At 62.2% G+C, this 20,757-nt stretch carries 14 protein-coding genes; 5 read left to right on the top strand and 9 right to left on the bottom strand.

Going from position 1 to position 20,757, the window contains the following annotated elements; genetic code table 11:
• Positions 1-166: 166 nt before the first annotated feature.
• Positions 167-2,539 (top strand): alpha-amylase family glycosyl hydrolase, encoded by a 2,373-nt coding sequence (locus V3390_RS01555; RefSeq protein WP_331703070.1) that lies wholly within the window; start codon positions 167-169, stop codon positions 2,537-2,539.
• 3 nt (positions 2,540-2,542) lie between these two features.
• Here the strand turns inward: V3390_RS01555 and pulA are convergent, their stop codons facing one another.
• The gene (gene pulA, locus V3390_RS01550) at positions 2,543-5,179 is read right to left on the bottom strand and encodes a pullulanase-type alpha-1,6-glucosidase (RefSeq protein WP_331703069.1); all 2,637 of its coding nucleotides are present in this window, start codon (positions 5,177-5,179) and stop codon (positions 2,543-2,545) included.
• 130 nt (positions 5,180-5,309) lie between these two features.
• Here pulA and V3390_RS01545 point away from each other — a divergent pair, with 130 nt between their 5' ends.
• From V3390_RS01545 to V3390_RS01535, 3 genes are read left to right on the top strand one after another with little or no spacing between them, the layout of a single operon-like run.
• Positions 5,310-7,346: a glucosidase family protein gene (locus V3390_RS01545; RefSeq protein WP_331703068.1), complete on the top strand. Its 2,037-nt coding sequence runs from the start codon at positions 5,310-5,312 to the stop codon at positions 7,344-7,346.
• Positions 7,347-7,363: 17 nt separating this feature from the next.
• Positions 7,364-8,863, top strand: a complete 1,500-nt coding sequence (locus V3390_RS01540; protein WP_331703066.1) for an MFS transporter — start codon at positions 7,364-7,366, stop codon at positions 8,861-8,863.
• Positions 8,860-10,566 carry an alpha-amylase family glycosyl hydrolase gene (locus V3390_RS01535; protein ID WP_331703065.1) on the top strand — a complete coding sequence of 569 codons (1,707 nt, stop codon included), beginning with the start codon at positions 8,860-8,862 and terminating at the stop codon, positions 10,564-10,566. The genes V3390_RS01540 and V3390_RS01535 overlap by 4 nt, the downstream gene beginning before the upstream one ends.
• A 12-nt stretch (positions 10,567-10,578) precedes the next feature.
• Here V3390_RS01535 and V3390_RS01530 read toward each other — a convergent pair whose 3' ends face one another.
• Both V3390_RS01530 and V3390_RS01525 read right to left on the bottom strand, forming a co-directional pair.
• Complete coding sequence (locus tag V3390_RS01530) at positions 10,579-11,493, bottom strand: ABC transporter permease subunit (protein ID WP_331703064.1); 915 nt, start codon at positions 11,491-11,493, stop codon at positions 10,579-10,581.
• Positions 11,490-13,109 carry a peptide ABC transporter substrate-binding protein gene (locus V3390_RS01525; RefSeq protein WP_331703063.1) on the bottom strand — a complete coding sequence of 540 codons (1,620 nt, stop codon included), beginning with the start codon at positions 13,107-13,109 and terminating at the stop codon, positions 11,490-11,492. Before V3390_RS01525 ends, V3390_RS01530 begins: the two co-directional genes overlap by 4 nt.
• Before the next feature lie 67 nt (positions 13,110-13,176).
• Between V3390_RS01525 and V3390_RS01520 the strand changes: the two genes are divergently transcribed.
• Positions 13,177-14,550, top strand: coding sequence for a glutamate--cysteine ligase (locus V3390_RS01520; protein ID WP_331703623.1), 1,374 nt, complete (start codon positions 13,177-13,179; stop codon positions 14,548-14,550).
• Here the strand turns inward: V3390_RS01520 and V3390_RS01515 are convergent, their stop codons facing one another.
• The 6 genes from V3390_RS01515 to V3390_RS01490 all read right to left on the bottom strand — a co-directional run bounded on the left by V3390_RS01515 (position 14,551) and on the right by V3390_RS01490 (position 20,689).
• Complete coding sequence (locus tag V3390_RS01515; RefSeq protein ID WP_331689732.1) at positions 14,551-14,895, bottom strand: hypothetical protein; 345 nt, start codon at positions 14,893-14,895, stop codon at positions 14,551-14,553.
• Between the two features lie 105 nt (positions 14,896-15,000).
• Positions 15,001-16,281 (bottom strand): amidohydrolase family protein, encoded by a 1,281-nt coding sequence (locus V3390_RS01510; RefSeq protein ID WP_331703062.1) that lies wholly within the window; start codon positions 16,279-16,281, stop codon positions 15,001-15,003.
• Entirely contained in the window at positions 16,278-17,687 is a 1,410-nt protein-coding gene (locus V3390_RS01505; RefSeq protein ID WP_425492973.1) for an amidohydrolase, read from the bottom strand. Before V3390_RS01505 ends, V3390_RS01510 begins: the two co-directional genes overlap by 4 nt.
• A gap of 104 nt (positions 17,688-17,791) precedes the next feature.
• Positions 17,792-18,718 (bottom strand): Grx4 family monothiol glutaredoxin, encoded by a 927-nt coding sequence (gene grxD / locus V3390_RS01500; protein ID WP_331703061.1) that lies wholly within the window; start codon positions 18,716-18,718, stop codon positions 17,792-17,794.
• A gap of 61 nt (positions 18,719-18,779) precedes the next feature.
• The gene (locus tag V3390_RS01495; RefSeq protein ID WP_331703059.1) at positions 18,780-19,430 is read right to left on the bottom strand and encodes an SGNH/GDSL hydrolase family protein; all 651 of its coding nucleotides are present in this window, start codon (positions 19,428-19,430) and stop codon (positions 18,780-18,782) included.
• Complete coding sequence (locus V3390_RS01490) at positions 19,427-20,689, bottom strand: aminotransferase class I/II-fold pyridoxal phosphate-dependent enzyme (protein WP_331689736.1); 1,263 nt, start codon at positions 20,687-20,689, stop codon at positions 19,427-19,429. The genes V3390_RS01495 and V3390_RS01490 overlap by 4 nt, the downstream gene beginning before the upstream one ends.
• Positions 20,690-20,757: the final 68 nt, after the last annotated feature.

The raw sequence follows: 20,757 nt of genomic DNA, 5'->3' as shown, positions 1-20,757 counted from the left end.
GACCACAAAAACCGATATGGATCACGGACTTAAGCGAATTTTTCTACTGCGCAGTGTACTTTTAGGTGCAGTTGCGTTGTCATTCGGATGTGGGATTGCGGGCAGAGTTTCCGCCGCGGAGTCAGCGGTTCGAACCGACTGGCGCTCGCAGATCATTTATTTCGTCATGACCGATCGGTTTGCCGATGGCAATCCGCGCAACAACAACCAGCATGCCGACGAATACGATCCCGCCGATGGACGTAAATGGAGCGGCGGCGACTTGGCCGGTGTGCAGCAGCGGCTGGACTACATCCAGGGCCTTGGCGCTACCGCGGTGTGGATCACGCCGCCGGTGCGCAATCTGTGGTGGAACGTGGCGGGACATTTTGGCGGCTATCACGGCTATTGGGCCAACCACTTTCAGCAGGTCGATCCGCATTACGGCACGCTGGCCGACTACAAGCGCCTCGCCGATGCACTCCATGCGCGCGACATGCGACTGGTGCAGGACATCGTGGTCAATCACACCGGCAACTACACGCAGCGCAATGCGCAGGGCCAATGGGTGCGCACGCCGGACAGCGCGGGTCTAAACCGACCGCTGCAGGCGGCGTTTGCGGACAACCTGTCGCCCTCCAGCTATCACCTGGAGCCGAGCATCACCGACTTCACCGATACCACCAAGCTGTGGAACGGACAGTTGGCCGACCTTGATGATCTCAACACGGAGAGTCCGCACATTCGCAAGGCACTTCGGCAGGCTTACGGCTACTGGATGCGCGAGGTCGGCGTGGATGCCTTCCGCGTGGACACCGCGTTCTATGTGCCGCCGTCGTACTTTGATGATTTCATGCATGCCGCCGATCCCGAGGCGCCCGGGATTGCACGCGTTGCCAAGGCTCTGAACAAGCCGGACTTTCTGCTCTTTGGCGAAGGGTTTGCGATCGACAAACCGTACCGGAACACGCAGGATCATCGCATCGCGCAGTACTTAGGTCCGAAGGCGCTGCCGAGCATGATCAACTTCACGTACTACGGCACCTCGCTCGATGTGTTTGCCCGTGGTGCGCCGACAGCAGCCCTGCTGCATCGTCTGCAGTCGCAGCCGGCCATCTATGGCGATACCGCCCTGATGCCGACCTTCGTGGACAATCACGATGTCGATCGGTTTCTGGCGCAGTCCAACACGGCGAGCCTGCGGCAAGCGCTGCTGGGGATGTTTACAGTGCCCGGCATTCCGGTGATTTACTACGGCACCGAGCAGAGCATGTCGGGTCAGCGCGATTCGATGTTTGCCGGAGGCTTCGGATCGGCGGGACGAGATCACTTCGACACGGATGCGCCTTTGTACCGTTACATCGCGCAGTTGGCGTCGACTCGCAAATCGCATCGTGCATTGACGCACGGACAAATAATGCCGTGGGTTAGTGATCAGAGTGGACCGGGCCTGCTGGGCTGGCGCATGCAGCTGGCAGGGGAGCCCTCTGTGCTCGTCCTGATGAATACAGCGGATACGCCGCGTCTGTTAACGGACGATGGCGCGCAAGGAATGCAATGGCTGCCCTTGGGTGAGACGCCTAAAGTGATGCCTGTGCGCGGAACCGTCATTCCCGGTAAGGCGGCGTGGGTGTTTGTGGCCAACGGCACGGCGTCGGTTTCTGCAGAGTCTCCGTTGAATCCGGCAATCACGACGGCACCGCCGACCGCGCCTGTAAGCGGAGTTTGGCGCTTGCAGGGCACCGGCCCCGCAACGCATTTGATTGCCGATGGGCGCGTGCAGGATGCCATTCCCGTTACACGTACGGCAGAGGGTTGGACCGCAACGCTCGATACGCGCAGTTGGACCGAGAGCGACATTGCGCATCAGGTCGTTGCACGCGATGAACGCAGCGGTGCGCTGTCCGCACCCTTGGGTCTGCGTGCAAGCAATCCGTGGCAGCCGGTGTTGAACGTGACCGATCCGCGCGATGACGATCACGGTCCGTTGAATCGCTATACCTATCCCGCCGGTGCCGATTGGCAGAGTGTGCGAAGTGCCGACTTGCTCGGCGCTCAAGTACAGATCGCAGGCACGCGTTTGCGACTGACTCTGACGATGCGCATGCTGTCGTCCACATGGAATCCGGCCAACGGCTTCGATCACGTCAGCTTGCAGGTCTACCTGCAGGTGCCGGGCGTGGCCGGTAAATCCATCGGCACGACGTACGAGCAGCGCGGTCAGTTGCCCGGTGACTTTACGTGGAACCGCTTGCTGCGCATCCACGGCTGGAGCAATGCGTTATTCGCGGCGAATGATCGCGGTGAGGCCGTTGCGCTGTCCGAAACAGCAACCGTAAAGGTCGATCGCAGCGCCAACACCATCACGCTCGAGTGGCCTGCATCCGCGTTGGGATCGCCTTCGAGCCTGAGAGGTACGCAACTGTGGATCAACACCTGGGATTACGATGGCGGCCTGCGTCCTTTAACTGCGCAAGCCACGCCCGGCAGCTTTGGTGGCGGTCAAGGAGCTGACGATCCCATGTGGATGGATGCCATCGGCCCTTTGACCTTGCCCTAGCATTTAGTCGCGAACCAGTACGACCGGCATGTAGGCCGGCACCGTGACCGCACCATTGCGAATGCGCACCTGACGAAGGCGCGGGTCGGCCGCCGTCCTGGCTGCAAGCACCGGGTGCAGCTTCCAGCCCGTGCCCGTTAGCGCAATCGTCTGCGCTTGCGTGGCGGCGTTGATGATGACCATCGCATTGGCAAAGCGCGCACCTTGCAGGCCCCGGCCATCGTATTGCGCCACGATGATGCGCGGATCACGTTGAATCCAATCGGTAGGGAAGCTCAGGCGCCGGCGAATGTCTTCGGTCGATTGCATGCGAAACAGCGTGGAACTGTGGCGGATCGCCAACCAGTCGCGGAAGAAGCGCTGCGTCTGCGCGATCTGCGCTGCCGTCACGCGGTTGTTCGGATTGTTGAGCGCCGCGCGCATTTGCGGCCAACTGGCCTGATTGTCCCACTCGGGCGGCAGGCCGGTGCCAAAGTAGTTGGTGCGACCGGACCAGTCGATGCGATTGAACCAGTCGCCCGAATTGTAACTGTTGCGATCCAGACTCTTGGAACGCAGGACATCGATGCCGGCGTGGTAATACGCGATACCCTGGCTCACTGCATTGATGGCGATGGCCAGCCACTGCGCCTGCACGCGCTGCTGTGCGGTAGCCTCTGCAGGCATGCGAATGGCGTTGAGATCAAACAGCGTCTGATTGTCGTGGTTTTCTACGTAGTTCACGACTTCCTGCGGCTGGCTTACGTAAGCTGCCGGCGCGCCCTTGTAGCTGAAGTCCTGCGCCGGTTTGACCGCGCCCTTGCGATCGGCCAAGTCAAAACCTCGCAAACTGCCGGCCATGCCGATGCGAACCCAGTCCGCGTAATCCCATGCAATGGCATCCTTGGCCGTTAAACGCCGATGGATAAAGCCGGGATTGCTGACCAGGTCGGCGCCGCTATCGCCGGCGCTGCCACCACGCACCGCGTCACGTGCACGGTCACTGAAGGTGCCGATGCCGCTGCCGTTGAGACTCAGTTGAGAGGCCTGCACGAACCGCTGGCCATTAGCGATCTCACCAAAGTTCCAGCCTTCGCCAAGGAATTGCACCGGCACTCCGCGATTGGCAACTTGTGCTGCGGTTAAGGCCTGTTCCATAACATCACGCGGTTGGTGTGCCATCAGATCAAAACGGAAACTGTCGATACGATAGACGCGCGTCCAGTACGCCACGGAATCAATCAGCAGCTTGCCCATCATGCGATGTTCGGTTGCCGTGTTCTCGCAGCAGGTCGAACGTTCGATCTGGCCCTTGGTATTCAGGCGGTGATAGTAGCCGGGCACCAGACGGTCGAGCACGGAACGCGGATCCAGACCGGCGGCGTTGGTGTGGTTATAGACCACGTCCATACCGACGCGCAGCCCCAGTCCATGCAGGGCCATTACCGCTTGGCGCAGTTCGCGGATCCGCACGGCACCATCGTTTGGGTTGGTGGAGTAGCTGCCCTCGACCGCGTTGAAATGGAAGGGCTCGTAGCCCCAGTTGTAGCAGTCGCGATCACGGATATCGCGGATTGCCGCTTGCTGCGCCTCGCTGTCCGCAGCGCTTGCAGGGATGCGGGGTTGTACGCAATCGCGTTCGGGCAAGGTCGCAAAGTCAAAAATCGGCAACAGGTGCACATCGGTCAGGCCGGCTTTGGCGAGCGCGCGCAGGTGACGCATGCCGGCGCTATCTGCCCTCGTGAAGGCAGTGAGCTTGCCGCGATCGCGTTGCGGTACGGTCGCATCGTCACGCGAGAAATCACGGACGTGCAATTCGTAAATGGTCATGTCGGTGTTTTGCGCGACCGTGCGCGGTGCCGGATGCGTGTCCCAGTTCTTTGGTTTCAGGCGGGCATCGCTGGGATCACCGATCCAGCTGTGCTGCGAATCGGTATCCAGGCTGATCGAGTAGGGGTCCGTGACCACCGACCGCACCAGACCATGTCCGGGAGTGAATACATCCACCAGATAGCGGTAATGTTGGCCCCACAAATCGCCCTTGACCTGCGCACTCCACGCGCCGGTCTGCGCATCGCGCGTCATCGGATGCAGACTTGCTGCGGTTCCGTTGTAGACGCACACGCCCAATTGCTGCGCAGTGGGTGCCCACACCTGAAACTGTGAGGCCTGAGCGGTCCAGCGGACGCCGAGCGTGTCGAGGGTGACGGCATCGGCATACAGGGCATCGAGCGCACCCGGGTGTTGCAGGCGCGTGCGATCGGTCGCGCGACCCTGAGCATCCACTGCCTCGACTAGGACATCGCCGCGTAACCAGTCGCGCACGGGTCCGCTTGCCTTGAACTCCGGGCCATTGCCGGTGAACTGAAACGCCGCAGGCGAGACGGGATCGCGCGGGCTCAGTTCGATGGCCTTGCCGTCGACGATCAGACGGACGGTGCTACCCGAAGCCAGTCCCGGCCAACGGACGGTGTCGCCATTCAGCCAATACGCGCGGGCGTCGAGTTTGGCGTTCGGATCCGGGCGCAGTACACGCGCATTGTCGGTGACGCTGCAGTCGGCAACGTTGAACGGCGAGATCGTCTCGGCGTGAGCTGGCGCTGCCTGACCTAGCAGCAGGAACGTGGCAACAAATGCGGAAGCGGCTACTGGGTGGCGCATGGCGAGTCGAAACCGTAGACTAGGGGATTCGGCCCAGAGTACCTGCGCTGTGAGTTGAATACGAATGTAGCGATGTTGCAGCGCGCAAGCCACACTAAGATGACTCACAGCCGGATTTTAGGACGATCGCTTGCGCTTATTGCTGACAGTTGCCGTATTCATCGCAACGCTAATGCCCTCGGGTGTGCGTGCGGCAGAACGCATTGACAGTGCGGATCCACGCCTCGATGCCATGTATCAGATGGCACTGCGCGAGCGCGACGCCAATCGGGTTACCGCGATTCGGGACTGGGCGTACAACGGCAACAAGCCGATCCCCTGCGAATGTTTTGAGACGGGCGAGAAGTGGAATTTCGTGTGGACCCGCGATCTGTCCTTTGCCGCCGACTTGGCATTGGCTGCCACCGATCCGCAGCGAGTCCGCAATAGCCTGGCCTTCAAATTGTCGGAGATCCGCAGCGGTCCGCATCGCGGCGGTCTGATCGTTGCGCAGGACACCGGCTCCGGTGGCAGTTGGCCCATCAGCACCGATCGGGTGGTCTGGTTCCTGGCCGCGCGCCATGTGCTGGGGCAGGATCCGGGATTCGATGCGCGTTATCGCACGGCGCTGGAGCAGACGCTGCAGCTGGATCGTGAGACGGCCTTCGATGAGCGCATGGGCTTGTACCGCGGCGAAACGTCCTTTCTCGATTGGCGTGAGCAAACCTATCCGCAATGGACGCGCGATGATGTGACCTTCCTTGGCGAGTCCTTTGCGCTGTCTACCAATGTGCTGCACTACCAGGCGCTGCGGCAGTTGGCGGCACTAAAGACCGGTGCCGAACGGCAGGACTGGCAACGGCGTGCGGCGCGCCTCAAGCAACGCATCGTGCAGGTGTTCTGGGAACCGGGCAGCAGGGTGCTGCACAGCGTGGTCGGTCCGGCCTATAACCCGATGCGCCTGGCCTCGATGGATCTGCTCGGCATCTCTTTGGCGATTGATGCCGGCATCCTGACCGAAAAGCAGGCCCTGTGGGCCCTGAATCGGTATCCCGTGGCCGCGCTGGGTTCGCCGGTGGTGTGGCCGCAGCAACCGAACGTGCCGATTTATCACAACCGCGCGATGTGGCCGTTCGTGAGTGCGTATGCCCTGCGTGCCGCACGACAAACGCAGGATGTCGAGCGCATCCGCTTTGAGATCAACAGCATTCTCGATGGTGCCGCTCAGAACGGTTCCAACATGGAGAACTATGAGCTGGTCACGCGTGCCAAGCATGTGGACGATGGCGCACTCAGTGGTCCGGTGGTGAATTCACCGCGGCAGCTGTGGTCCGTGGGCGCCATGCTCATGACCCTGCGCGAAGGCATTTTCGGCCTCCGTCTCGATGGTCGCATCGAGCCCAAACTGCCAATTGATTTGGCGCAACGCGTATTCGGCCAACGCCGCTCGATCACGTTGACGGGCGGCGAGCGGGTGCTGGAGCTGCGCCGCCCCAAAAATACCGCTTCCGGCAATTTGTGGGTGAAGGCATCGCAACGTCGCCAAGGCAACCGCACCATCGTGCAGCTGCGCAGTATTGCCGCGCCGTCCATGCGTCTGCATCGCAATGGGGCCGCCATGGCACCCGCGACTCCGCAGGGCGCTGCGCAGCAATGGCTCGACAATGCGCAATACCGCGTCTATCTCAATGGCCGTCGTGTCACAGCTCCGATGCGATCGAGCACGCAACTGCAATGCTGGAGCGCGACGCGAGTGGAGCGCGGTATTGAGTCCCTGCCGTCGCAGCCGCAATGCGGACCCACGCACGTCTTTACGCAAGGGGCCAAGTTGCCGGCCGGTTCGTATCGCTTAGTGCAGCGTTACGAGAACAGTAACGGCCCGATCAACACCGGTATCACCGCCAATGTCCGCACCTTACTGTGGCAATGTGCGGCGCAACCCACGCAAGCTGTTTCCATGACCTTGCCGCATAGCGTACGCGAGCAGGATTCGACGGCTGCCATCGTCACCGTCAAAGAAGCCGCTACCTGCCATATTGAATGGGCGGCGGGCACAAATATGAGTGATCTGGAACTCAATCGCGCCTACACCGGCGGCAAAGGCGGCGAGTACCCGCTCAATGACGCCACACTGGGCCCGCTGTTGATTTCGCCCGTTCCCTCCGCCACCATCGTCCACACACCGTAATCTTCAGAGCTCAACGCATGAACGCAAGCGCCACCGCAGCAAACGACAAGCCGCGTCTGTCCTTCTGGCAGATATGGAACATGAGTTTCGGATTCCTCGGCATTCAATTCGGGTTTGCGCTGCAAAACTCCAACGTGAGCCGCATCTTTGAGACCCTTGGTGCCAAGACCGATGACATTCCGGCGCTGTGGATGGCCGCGCCGCTGACCGGCTTGCTGGTGCAACCGATCATCGGCTATCTGTCAGATCGGACGTGGGGTCGCTTCGGACGTCGTCGTCCTTACTTTACGATTGGCGCCATTCTGGCGTCTCTGGCCTTGGTGTTCTTCCCGCACGTACCGGCACTATGGATTGCTGCCGGCATGCTGTGGGTGCTGGATGCCTCGATCAACATCGCCATGGAACCGTTTCGCGCGTTTGTCGGTGACCAGTTGCCGACCAACCAGCGCTCCAGCGGCTTTGCCATGCAGAGCTTCTTTATCGGTGCGGGCTCGGTCATCGCCAGCGCGTTGCCGTATGTGTTTGAACGCTTTGGTGTGGCCAATACCGCAGCGCAAGGCGTGATCCCCGATACCGTCAAATACTCGTTCTACTGCGGCGGTGTGGTGTTGCTGGGTGCGGTGTTGTGGACGGTATTGCGCAGCAAGGAATACCCGCCCGAAGTGCTGGCCGCTCACGATGCGCATCGCCAAGTCGTGCACTCGAGCCTGGATCAGTCCAAAGCACGTCGCCACGGTAGCATCGCGCTGATCGTTGGTATCCTGGCGATGGCCATCGTGGCCGGCCTCGGACTCGAACGCGAACTGCTGATTCTGGGCGGCGGCATTGCCGGCTACGGCTTGCTCTCTCTGCTCGCCACCTCGGTTCGCTCCGGCTCCATGCTCAACGTCATCATTGCCGATATCCAAGGCATGCCGGCCGTGATGAAGCGTCTGGCCTGGGTCCAGTTTTTCTCGTGGTTTGCCTTGTTTGCCATGTGGATCTACACCACGCAAACCGTAACCGCCGTGCATTACGGCAGCAGCGATACGACCAGCGTAGCCTATAACGAAGGCGCCAACTGGGTCGGCGTGCTGTTCGCTGCATACAATCTGTTCGCGGCGCTGTGGGCGATCGGCATTCCGAAGCTGGTCAATGCACTGGGTGTGCGCCGAGCTCACATGCTCAATCTGTTACTGGGCGGACTGGGCCTGATCTCGATCCCGCTGATCGGCGATCCCAAACTGCTGCTGATCTCGATGGTGGGCGTGGGTGTGGCCTGGGCTTCGATTGTGTCCTTGCCGTACACCTTGCTGTCGGACAGCGTGCCGGCGGGCAAGATGGGCACCTACATGGGCATCTTCAATTTCTTTATCGTGATCCCGCAGTTGGTGGCCGCCAGCATTCTTGGTTTTGTGCTCAAGCACTACCTGGGTAATTTTGCAGCCAATGCGCTGTATATCGGTGGTGCGTGCATGATCATTGCCGGTCTGTTGGCCTTGCGGGTTCGCGCCGCACAATCGGAGAGCTACGCATGAAGCCTGTTCGTACCGTGCTGAGTCTGGCGCTACTGGCCGCTGCGGGGCCGCTCACCGCTGCCGAGTGGATTGGCACCCGTGAGCCCATCGCAGGCAATGCGGTTTATTTCGTCATGACGGATCGCTTCGTCAACGGCGACAAGTCCAATGATCAACGCGATCAGGGCGGCAAGGAACTGCATACCTTTGACCGTCCGATTGCCGGTGCGCCGAAAGGGCAGAGCGCCAACATCGGCTACATGGGCGGCGACTTTAAGGGCTTGCTGGATCAGGCGGATTACATTCGCGGCATGGGCTTTGGTGCCGTGTGGCTCACTCCCATTGTCGACAATCCGAACGAGGCCTTTACCGGCAGCAGCCCGGTGCAATGGAAAGGATTCATGCAAGATGGCGGCAAGACCGGCTTCCATGGGTACTGGGGCGTCAACTTCTACAGGCTCGATGAGCATTGGCCGAGCAAAGGCCTGGATTTTAAGGGGCTGACGCAAGGCCTGAAAAACAAGGGCCTGTTGACCGTGCTCGATATTGTCGGCAATCACGGATCGCCTTCGTTCTCTGCACCGAGTGATCGGGATCAGTTCGGCAAGCTGTACGACAAAGACGGTCGTCTTGTGGCCAATACGCAGAATCTGGAGCCCGCCAAGCTCGATCCCAAGGGCAATCCGCTGCACGCGTTTTATCACAACACACCCGATCTGGTGCAGCTGAGCAATTTGGATGAGACCAACCCGGCCGTCGTTGATTATCTGGTCGGTGCCTATCTGCAATGGATTGATCAGGGTGCGGCGGCCTTCCGCGTGGATACGATTCGGCACATGCCATCGTCGTTCTGGAAGACCTTTGCAGATCGCATTCGTGCCGAGCATCCGGGCTTCTTTATGTTCGGCGAGGCGTTTGATTACGATGCAGCCAACATTGCTCCCTACACATGGGATGCCAACGGCAACTACAGCCTGCTCGATTTCCCGCTGAAAAAAGCCATGGATGAGACCTTTGCCGGCAAGGGCGCGGGCTTTGAACATCTGCTGCCGGCCTTGTATCTGCAGGATGGCCCGTACGCCAACCCGTATGACCTGATGACGTTCTACGACAATCACGACATGCCGCGCATGAACGCGACAGATACCGGATTCATCAATGCCAACAACTGGCTGTTCACGGCGCGCGGTACGCCGGTGATCTATTACGGCTCGGAGATGGGATTTGAACGCGGTAAAGCCGAGCACGAGGGCAACCGCAATTACTATGGCACGGCCAATATCGCCAAAGCCAGGCAATCGCCGATCTACAGCAATCTGCGCCGCATCGCACTGGTCCGCAAGGCCACTCCGGCCCTGCAACGCGGTCTGCAGCTCAACGTCACGTTCAAGGGCGATACCGCCGGTTTCTATCGTGTCCTAGAGGCCAAGGGTTATCCGCGTCAGGTGGCCCTGGTAGCGCTCAATAAGGGCAAGCAGTCCGGCAACGTGCGCATACCGGGTTCCCGTGTCGAAGGCGGGCGCTATCGCTCACTGATCTCGGGCAAGACGATTACCTTGCGCGCGGGCCGAACGGCGAGCCTACCGGTCGCTGCGAACGGGGTGGATGTGTGGCTCAAGGACGGTCGCGTCAACAATCCGGTGCTGCGTGCCGAGCTACTGCGCTCCACGCGCAACAAGGGTCACCAGGGCACTACACCCGCGACCACGGCCAACAATCAGTAAGGCGGATGGCAGTTACCCGCGTCGCAGGCGCGGGTCCATCTGCGCCCGCAGGGCATCCACCACGACGTTGATCAGCACGATCAGAGCGCCAACCGTCAGCACCACGCCCAACACCAGCGTGTAATCGCGGTTCAATGCGCCCTGCACGAAATACCGTCCCATTCCGGGGATGCCGAATACCTGTTCGACTACGGCCGAACCGGTCACCACGTTGATCAGCGCGGGCGACAGCCAGGCCACCACCGGCAACAGGGCCGGCCGCAATGCGTGCTGCGTGAGCAAGCGCCACTCCGAGTAGCCGCGCGAACGTGCGGCCTGCAGATACTCGGCCGACATCGTCTCGGCCATCGAGGCGCGCATGATGCGTGCGCAGTACGCAATGTTGGGCAAGGCCAACGCAATCACGGGCAGCACGATATGACGCCATTCGCCCCAACCGCCGGCCGGCAACCACTTGAGGATCACGGCAAACAGCAGCACCAGCAGTGGTGCCACCACGAACTTGGGAATGGAGATGCCCAGGCCGGCCACAAACATCAGCAGACGGTCGGTCCATCCACCGGCGCGACGGCCGGCAAAGATGCCCAGCGGAATGCCAATGCCCAGCGCCAGTAGCAGGGCCAGGCCACCGTTCAACATGGAAACCGGCAGCGCCTGCGCCACCAGCTGATTGACGCTGTAGTCGGGATACTGGAACGAGGGGCCTAGATCACCGTGTGCCACATCGCGTAGCCAGGCCAGGTACTGCTCCGGCAAGGACAAGTCGAGACGGTATTGCCTCTCGAGCATGGCCTGCACTTCGGGTGGTGCCGCCTTCTCCGTGTCGAAGGGACCACCGGGCGCCGCACGCAGCAGGAAGAAACACAAGGTCGCCAACAACCACAGGGTGATCAGCGCTTCGAGAAGAGTGCTGAGCAAACGCTTCATGGCTGCAGGTCCAACCAGCGACTGGCATGGTGATCTAAGGCATTGGCCTCGAAGCCGCGCACCGCCGATGCCACCAGATGCTTGGATGTGTAGTAGTACAGCGGGATCACGGCATCCTGATTCAGCAGACGGGTCTCGGCTGCGCGCAACCACAGCAACCGTGCCTTTTCATTGCGGGCGCGATCACTGCGGGCCAGGCGCTCGGTGAATGCCGGATCGTTCAGGCCCGACCAGTTCAGCGCATTGTCGAACTGACCGTAGCCCACCAGAAAATTACGCGGGTCCGGGACATCTGCAATCCAGCCGCCGCGAAACACCTGCGTTATCACCCGCTGTTTGCGGTTATTGACGAAGACTTTCCATTCTTCGTTGCGAAGATGCGCCCGCACGCCCAGGGTGTCGCGCCACATGGCCGCTACCGCCAAGGCCAATCGCCGATGCGGTGTCGAAGTGTTGTAACGCAGTTCGATTTCCAACGGTCGTTCGGCGGAATAACCGGCTTCGCGATACAGCTTGCGCGCCCGGGCCGCACGTTGTGCCTGTGTCGTTCCTACCGACCACCACGCAACAGCCGGTGTGTATCCGCTAATGCCCGGTGGCACGATACCGAAGGCCGGCTGCTCGCCGAGGCCGGCCACGTAACGGGTGAGCAGATCGCGATCGACGGCCATCGACAAGGCCTGCCGCAGGCGCGGATTGCCCTTGAACGGTGCCTGCGTCAGATTCAGGCCCAGATAAAACGAACCGATGTACGGCGAGATACGCAGCTGCGAACCGAAGCGCTTTCGCAAAGCCGGCAAGGGCTGCGGTGGCACCACTTCGGTCAGATGCAAATCACCGGCGGCAAAGCGTTGCAGCTCGGCCGCCGCATCTTCGGTCACGTGAAAGCGCACCCGTTCCATGCGTACCTTCGCGGCGTCATGGAACTGCGCGTTACGCACCAGCGTCAGGTTGGCCTGCGGCGTCCATGCCTCGAGCGCATAGGCGCCGTTGCTCACCAGGTTGCCCGGTTGCGTAAACCGCGCACCATGCGCCTGCACGGCCGGCAAATACACGGGCATCGCAATGGGAAGGATGAGCAGGGCCGGCAAGTTGGCGCTGCGGTCCAGCTGAAATTGCACAGTGCGCGCATCGGGGGAGGTAATGCCCAACGCGGTGACCGGCAAACGACCCGCGGTGACTAGGGCTGCGTTGTGAACTGCATCGAACAGTTCGGCAAACGGCGCAGCGGTCTCGGGCGTAAACGCACGGCGGAAACCGGCGACGATCTGCGGCGCATCGAGCGGCTTGCCGTTGGACCAGCGCAAGTTCGGCCGCAGATGAAAAGTCCAGCGCAGGCCATCGGCGGAGACGGTCCACGACTGCGCGGTGCCCGGAATCAACTGACCGCTGGCCGACTCGGTGACCAAACCCTCATAGAGATCACGCAGGATGTTGCCGCAAGCGACTTCCTGGCATTTGTGCGCATCGAGAGTGGCAGGCTCGGGCCCGTTGCCGCGCTGTAAAGTGGCGGCGTGCAGACCCGAACTCCATAGGCTCAAGGCCAGGCCGACGCCGGACAGGAGCAGCGGCAGGCGGCGGGATACAATGGCGAGTGCGGGAACGGTTGGTCTCAACGGAACGGTCGGTCTTGCAGTTATTTTTATTGTAGGCGCAATGTCGCCAATTGATAGCGAGTATCCCGTGTCCGGTCCGAATTCCGAATCTGCGCAACCCATCGAAACGCGTCAGCAGCTGATTGATTATCTGGCCAGTGGCGTGCGCGAACCTGCGCAGTGGGCCATCGGCACTGAGCACGAAAAGTTCGGATTCCACCTGGATACACTGCGCCCGCCGGCGTACCGCGAGGCCGACGGCACCGGCATCGAGGCCATTCTGCAAGGACTTACGCAGTTCGGCTGGGAGCCGGTCACCGAAAACGGTCATCTGATTGCACTCAGCCGCGATGGCGCGTCGGTCTCCCTTGAACCCGCGGGTCAGCTCGAACTGTCGGGCGCCCCGCTTAAGGACCTGCATGACACGCATTGCGAAGTGGCGCAGCATCTGCAGGAAGTGCGTACCGTGGCCGAGCCCATGGGTATCGGTTTCCTCGGTATGGGTTTCCAGCCCAAGTGGAAGCGCGAAGACATGCCGTGGATGCCTAAGGGGCGCTACAAGATCATGCGCGAGTACATGCCAAAGGTCGGCTCGCTCGGCCTGGACATGATGACCCGCACCTGCACAGTGCAAGTCAATCTCGACGTCGGCTCCGAGGCCGATATGATCCGCAAGTTCCGCGTGAGCCTGGCCCTGCAATCCGTCGCCACCGCCATGTTTGCCGACTCGCCCTTTACCGAGGGCCAGCCCAACGGCTTCCGCAGCTACCGCTCGCACATCTGGACCGATACCGATCCGGACCGCACCGGCCTGCTGGATTTTGTCTTCGACGAAGGCTTCGGCTACGAGCGTTACGTCGATTATCTGCTCGACGTGCCGATGTACTTTGTCTACCGCGACGGACGGTACATTGATGCCAGCGGTCAGTCCTTTCGTGATTTTCTCGATGGCCGTCTGCCCGCCTACATGGGCCAGCGCCCAAGCATCAAGGATTGGGCCGATCACAGCACCACGGCCTTCCCCGAGGTACGCCTAAAGAGGTATCTGGAAATGCGTGGCGCCGACAGTGGCCCGTGGAATCGCATTACCGCCTTGCCGGCCCTGTTCGTCGGCTTGCTCTACGACACCACCGCGCTCGACGCCGCCTGGGATCTGGTCAAAGACTGGTCGATTGAGGAGCTGCACGCCTTGCGCGATGGCGTGCCCAAGCATGGCTTGAGCTTGCCGTTCCGCAACGGCACGGTGCTCGACATCGCCCGTCAGGTGCTGGCAATTGCCAACAACGGCTTACGAGCCCGCGCACGCACGGACGCGAACGGGCTCGATGAATCCATTTATCTGGAACCGCTGATCGAATTTGCCGAAGCCGGCATCACGCCTGCCGATCGCAAACTGCAGCGATTCCACGGCGAGTGGGGCGGCAATATCGACCGCGTGTTCGAAGAGTACCGCTACCGCTGATTAGGCGGCGGTCACATCCCGCAGTTCCCAATGCGAACCCGCCAGCAGACGCAGGCGGTGCTTGAGAACGGTGCCCGGAATCGACGAGGTCACAACCAGATCAATATGCAGCGAATCCTGTTCGCCGCTGACAGTCACCGACGGGTCAACCGCACCGAGTGAGGCATCGACATTGTCGGGATCGGCTTGCTTGGCGCGCCAGCGTTCAAACAAGGCCGGCGAGCTCAACGCATTTTGCAGTTCGGCAGCGAGGCCATCGGCACCGGTGGAACGGAACGAGAGTTCCGCATCGTCACCGCGCGCGAGCGCCCCGTCCGGAATGGAAATGAAATAGCGTGTGGGCATGTGGCCTCCTGCAAATCGTGATGGCCATCGGTGGCCTTTGCGACATGCTAACGCCACAAGAGTTAACGGTTTGTGGCGTCAGCATGGCAAGAGCGTGAAGTGCGATTAGTCGTAGGCGCGCGGCAACTGGCCGGCGGCGGGGTCGGGCAGCGGTGCGGTGTAACGGTCGCGCAGTTCCGACTGACGTGAGCGTAGGGGCAGGTCCTTGCCGCTCATAATCACGCGTTCGGCGACCGAGGCCACATCGAGCGGATCACCGGTCCAGACGACCAGATCGGCATCGCGACCGACAGCCACATTGCCAACCCGAGACGCGACCCCCATGGCATCTGCAGGCACGGTAGTGAGGCCGGCGAAGGCGTCTTCCCAGCGCATTCCATTGGCGACGGCATTGCCGGCCAACTGACGCAGTTTGTAGGCCATGTGCGATTGCATGTCGTCAAAGTAGAAGCTCACCGGCACGCCGGCCTTGGCCAGCAGCGCCGCATTGTCCAGGCGCGTACCCAGCGAATCAAAGTTCGACGGTAGGGCGTTGAGCGCATTGACGAACACCGGCACCTTGGCGGCGGCGAGTTGCGGTGCGACCTTCCAGGCTTCGTCACCGCCGACAATGGCGACCTTGACCTTGTTGGCTGCAGACCAGCGCAACAGCTGGCGAATGTCCGAGGCGCGCTGCACCGAAGCAAACACGCGGCCCTGTCCGTTCAAATACTTGCGAAGGGTATCGCGGCCCGCCGGCGTCAGCAGCGCGAACTGCGAGGTGGGAGCGATGCGGCCGCGCACTTCGTCGAGCAGCTGGTCCAGCACCATCCATTGCGCCGCGCGCGAGTTGCCGGACTCGCCGGCACCGGCACTGCCGAGCTCGACGAACAGAGCCCGCGGGCCGATCGCGCCTTCGTCGCCGTGCAGGCGCACGACGCCGCCTTGGCCCAGCACGATCGAGGACACGCCACCGCCGCCGGCAGAGAGCAGCGACCAGCCCATGCCTTCGGCACGGTTGACCGGGATCAGCACCGAGTCGGGGTTGTAGGCCAGCGTGACATCGAACTCGGGGCGGATGATCGGGTTGACGTTGCGTTGCCCCATGGACAGGCTGGCGTCTACCGTGCTGCGTTCGCCGGAGACTTCCTCGACGCCGATGTCCGTGATGCCGGCGAACAGCGCAGGCGTGACGAACTTGCCCTGCGCATCGATCACGTTGGCACCGCTGAAGCCATTACCGATGGCCGCGATCTTGCCGTTGCGGACCAGGATGTCGGCAGTGCGTGCGGTGGCGGTACCACCCAGGACCAGCTTGGCATTGCGGATCAGCAAGTCCTGCGCCGCAGCGGGGACACCCAACACGCCGGCCAGCAGCAGGGCCGTGAGCAACAGACGGCGGCTCATCGTGCACCTCCTTGCAGATTCGGGTCCGTGGGCGCGGTGCCCAGCTGGAAGTCGGATAGCGGACGCCGGCGTGGATCGGCCCGGTCGAACATGCGGGCACCATCCACATAGACCTGATCGGCCTTGGCATACGAGGAGAACGGGTTGCCGTTCCACAGCACCACGTCGGCCATCTTGCCGGGCTCGAGCGAACCGGTTTGCTGGCCTATGCCCATCGAGGTGGCCGGGTTCATGGTCAGCCAGCGGATAGCGCGTTCGGGCGGGATCTCCAGGCCGATGCGGCGCGCGTGGGCCATGACCTTGGCGGCTTCCTGATTCAGACGTTGGATGCCTTCGGCGGAGTCCGAGTGCACGATGGCGCACGAACCGGCCGGGCGATCGACCAGCGCGATGTTTTCCTGGATGCCGTCGAACGATTCCATTTTGAAGCCCCACCAGTCGGCCCACAAGGCGCCGCAGATCTTTTCCTGCGCCAGACGGTCGGCGAGCTTGTACGCCTCGACCCCATGGTGGAAGGCACTGATCTTGAACCCGAATTCCTTGGCCAGATCCATCATGATCGCCATTTCATCGGCACGGTAGCAGTGGATATGGACGCGGATGTCGCCGTTCATCGCGGCTGCCAGCGTGTCGTTCTTGAGATTGCGCACACCCGGCGAATCACCGGTTTGCTTGCGGAGGTACTCCTTGGCTTCGGCAAAGGCAGCGCGGTAGCCGGCCACATTGCCCATCCGTGTCGAAGGCCCGCCCTTTTGCCCGTAGACCCGCTTGGGGTTTTCACCGCAGGCCATCTTCAGGCCCCAGGGGGCCCCCGGGAACTTCATGGCCTGATAGGTAGTGGCGGCGACGTTCTTGAGCGTAACGCCGCGACCGCCAATCAGATTGGCCGAACCCGGCAGGATCTGCAGCGCGGTGATACCGCCCGCCAGTGCAGCGCCAAACCCCGGGTCCTGCGGCCACACGCTGTGTTCCGCCCAGACCTGCGCCGTGGCCGGCGAGGTCGCCTCGTTGCCGTCGCTATGCGCTTCCATGCCCGGCGAGGCGTACACACCCAAATGCGAGTGCACGTCGATTAGGCCGGGCGTGACCCAGCGACCGGAGGCGTCCACGGTCTGCGCATCAGCCGGCACCTCGAGCTGCGGACCGACGGCTACGATCTTGCCGTCGCGCATCAGCACGTCCGCACCGTCCAGACGCGTGCCGGTACCGGTCAGTACCGTGGCATTGCGCAGCAGCACCGGCGCCGAAGCAACGCGCTGATAAGTGGACGCATATGGATCGGCAGCCACGTCAAAGGGCGTTTTCGGCGCGGAGTCGGCGTCTTTCGCCGGCGTCGTGGCGCAGCCGGCCAGAGCCGCCGTAGTGGCTAAGGCCAGTAGCAGACGCGATGGGAAACGGGCAGTCATCGGGACTCGGATTCCTAAAAGGGGATCCGTCTACGCTAGCAGAACCTGAATGCTAGTTGACTATGCCAAAGGTCCTGCATGCGGCCCTGCAAACCGCCCGTGACTCAGTAGCGCGGGATGTCCGAGTCCACCTGTTGCGACCAGGCTTCGATGCCACCTTCGATATTGGCCACTTGCGTAAAGCCCTGATCGCGGAACTGCTCGGCGGCCTGCAGCGAACGGCGTCCGGTATGGCACAGGAAGGCCAGACGGGTGTCCTTGGGCAGAGCCAGCAGTGGCTCGAGGCCGTCATCCAGGGTCAGGAACGGCTGGTTCAGGCGGGCCAGCTGACGTTCGTCGGCGGGGCGCACATCAATCACGGTGATTTCGCCGGCTTCGAGTTGAGCGGCGGCATCAGTGACCGACAGCGACTGCACCGCCTGCGGTGCGTTCGGATTCTCGATGACCAGACCGCGGCCCCGTTCGTCATCTACCCAGTCAATCACCAGGCCCTTGGCGCGTTGGGCAGCGGCCAGGCTGAACTGGGCGCGGATGCCTTCGGAGGTGCTGGCGATGGCGGCCGGGTCTGCGGGTGCCAACTGCAGGCGCGACTGGAAGTTGCTGTCCACATCAATCTGCAGCGCATAGCTGGCGCCAGCGCTTTGCAGCGATTCGCCGATGATCTTGGCCGCTGCAGGCGTGATGGTGATGGCCGGCGGGGTGCGATCCGGCACCGGCAAGCCGAGCACGCCGTGCAGTTCACCCGAGTTCGTCATCTGTTCGATGATGTCGCTGCCGCCGACCAGCTCGCCGTGAATGTAGAGCTGCGGAATCGTCGGCCAGTCGCCAAAGGCTTTGATGCCCTCGCGGATTTCGGGGTCGGACAGCACATCCACATGGCCAAACGGGGTGCCGACCTCGCGCAGGGCCGCTACGGCCTTGGCAGAAAAGCCGCACTGCGGGGCGTTCGGTTCGCCCTTCATGAACAGAAGAACGGGGTGTTCCTGCAGCAGCGATTCAATGCGGGCGCGGGTATTGGGATCTAGCGACATGGTTTGTCTCTTTGTGCAGTCAGCGGTATACAGTGCAAGTTCGGGGCAAACAGGCGGCGTTTCAAGGCGCAGCGGGATTGGCACCCACGATTTTCAGTGCGGCGGGCAGGGCGCGGTCGGCCCAGGCGGTATAGACGGGGGCGCCGGGGTGCAGGGCATCGGCAGACAGGTTGGCCGGATCGGCGCACATTGCGCGGCTCAGATCCGAGCAGTCCACAAAGTGCGCGCCGTGCTCCGCGGCCAGGCCGGCAGCGGTGGCGTTGTACTGATCGAGCTCGGCGGCAATCTGCGCCGGGTCGCGTGGCGGCTCTAGCGCCGCGGCAAAGGGCGTGACGCCCCAGTCCGGAATGCTCAGGACCAGCACGCGTTCGGCATGGCCATCGGCCAGGGCAATCGCCCGTTCCAGCAGGCGTGCGAAACGGCCCGGATACGCGGCGGGATCGTACTGGCGATACTGATCGTTGACGCCAATCAGCAAGCTGACCATGTCATAGCCAGGTTCCAGCGGCGGACGCGCCGAGTCCATGGCCTGTTCCAGTTCCTCGCAGGTCCAGCCGGTGGTCGCCACCGTGCGGGGGAAGGCCACGCTGACGTCCAACGCCCGCAGGCGCATCACCAGCTGCGAGGTCCAGCGTTCGCCGCCCTCGACGCCTTCGCCGATGGTGTAGCTGTCGCCCAGTGCCAGATAGCTGCGGGCGTCTTCGCGGCTCATGCCACGGCGCTCGTATGGCGATTGCCGCCGTTGCGCTCGGCGTACTCGTGCAGCAAGGCGTCAATCCGCTCAAAGACCACGCGCAACTGCTCGGGTGGCGGCAGCAAGGTCACGCGGAAGTGGTTGCGGTAAGGCACGTTAAAGCTACTGCCGGGTGCGAGCAGCACGGAGTGGCGCTCCAGCAGCTCCAGCGCAAAGCGGTGATCGTCAAAGCCGATACCTGCAGCACCGACAACGGACGGGAAGGCGTACATGGCCGCCATCGGCGTCACCAGCGACATATGCGGCGATTGGCGGACGGCATCGCGAACGATGGCACGGGCCTCGAACAGGCGACCGCCGGGGCGGCACAGGGCCGTGATGGTGTCCTCGCCTTGCAGCGCCGCCTGGACGGCAAATTGGCCCGGCACGTTGGCGCACAGGCGCAGCGCACTCAGCAGGTTGAGGGCGCGCACGTATTGCGACAGACGCACCGAATCGCCCGACAGTGCCGCCCAGCCGACGCGCCAGCCACAGGCGCGGTGGACCTTGGACAGGCCGCCGAACGACAGACACGGCACCTCGTCGCCACACAGAGTCGCGACCGGGATGAACTCGGCACCGTCATAGGTGATGTGGTCGTAGATCTCGTCGGCCAGGATCATCAGTCCGTGCCGGCGCGCGATGCCGACAATCGCCTGCAGGGTTTCGCGCGAGTACACCGCACCCGTAGGATTGTTCGGATTGATCAGCACGATGGCGCGTGTACGGCTGGAGACCAGTGATTCCATTTGTTCCGGATCAGGCTGGAACCCGTTCTCGGGGCGGCACGAGTAATAGACCGGTCGGCCATCGTTTAAGATGGTGGCGGCGGACCACAACGGATAGTCGGGCGAGGGCAGCAGCACCTCGTCGCCGGGATTGAGCAGGGCGCGCAGGCTGATGTCGATGAGCTCGCTGACACCGTTGCCGATATAGACGCGCTCGGCTGTGATGTCCTGTTGCCCGCGCTGTTCGCGGTAGTACGCAGCCACGGCCTCGCGCGCGGCAGGAAGGCCCTGCTGATGCGTGTACGGGTCGGTGCCGTCCATGTGATCGGCAATGGCATGCTGCAAATGTTCGGGCGCGCGAAAGCCGAACGCACCGGGGTTACCGATGTTGAGTTTGATCAGCGATTGCCCTTGCGATTCGAGCTCATGGGCGCGGGCAGCGAGCTCGCCGCGAATTTCATAACGGACCTCACCCAGGCGGGTGCGGATGCCGATTGGTAGGAAGGCCATTGCAGTGACATCGGAAACAATCCGAAAACGATAGCGTAAAGGGCAGTTTTTCGCCACTTTAGCGACTA

The sequence above is a fragment of the Aquilutibacter rugosus genome (assembly GCF_036541335.1).
Classification (GTDB): domain Bacteria; phylum Pseudomonadota; class Gammaproteobacteria; order Xanthomonadales; family Xanthomonadaceae; genus Aquilutibacter; species Aquilutibacter rugosus.
This window is presented reverse-complemented; position numbering and strand designations above follow the sequence as displayed.

Coding starts and splice junctions, on each gene's coding strand:
- V3390_RS01510 (WP_331703062.1), bottom strand. CDS start 16,281: ATGAGCCGCCGTCTGTTGCTCACGGCCCTGCTGCTGGCCGGCGTGTTG.
- V3390_RS01490 (WP_331689736.1), bottom strand. CDS start 20,689: ATGGCCTTCCTACCAATCGGCATCCGCACCCGCCTGGGTGAGGTCCGT.
- V3390_RS01495 (WP_331703059.1), bottom strand. CDS start 19,430: ATGAGCCGCGAAGACGCCCGCAGCTATCTGGCACTGGGCGACAGCTAC.
- grxD (WP_331703061.1), bottom strand. CDS start 18,718: ATGTCGCTAGATCCCAATACCCGCGCCCGCATTGAATCGCTGCTGCAG.
- V3390_RS01540 (WP_331703066.1), top strand. CDS start 7,364: ATGAACGCAAGCGCCACCGCAGCAAACGACAAGCCGCGTCTGTCCTTC.
- pulA (WP_331703069.1), bottom strand. CDS start 5,179: ATGCGCCACCCAGTAGCCGCTTCCGCATTTGTTGCCACGTTCCTGCTG.
- V3390_RS01515 (WP_331689732.1), bottom strand. CDS start 14,895: ATGCCCACACGCTATTTCATTTCCATTCCGGACGGGGCGCTCGCGCGC.
- V3390_RS01555 (WP_331703070.1), top strand. CDS start 167: ATGACCGATCGGTTTGCCGATGGCAATCCGCGCAACAACAACCAGCAT.
- V3390_RS01505 (WP_425492973.1), bottom strand. CDS start 17,687: ATGACTGCCCGTTTCCCATCGCGTCTGCTACTGGCCTTAGCCACTACG.
- V3390_RS01535 (WP_331703065.1), top strand. CDS start 8,860: ATGAAGCCTGTTCGTACCGTGCTGAGTCTGGCGCTACTGGCCGCTGCG.
- V3390_RS01530 (WP_331703064.1), bottom strand. CDS start 11,493: ATGAAGCGTTTGCTCAGCACTCTTCTCGAAGCGCTGATCACCCTGTGG.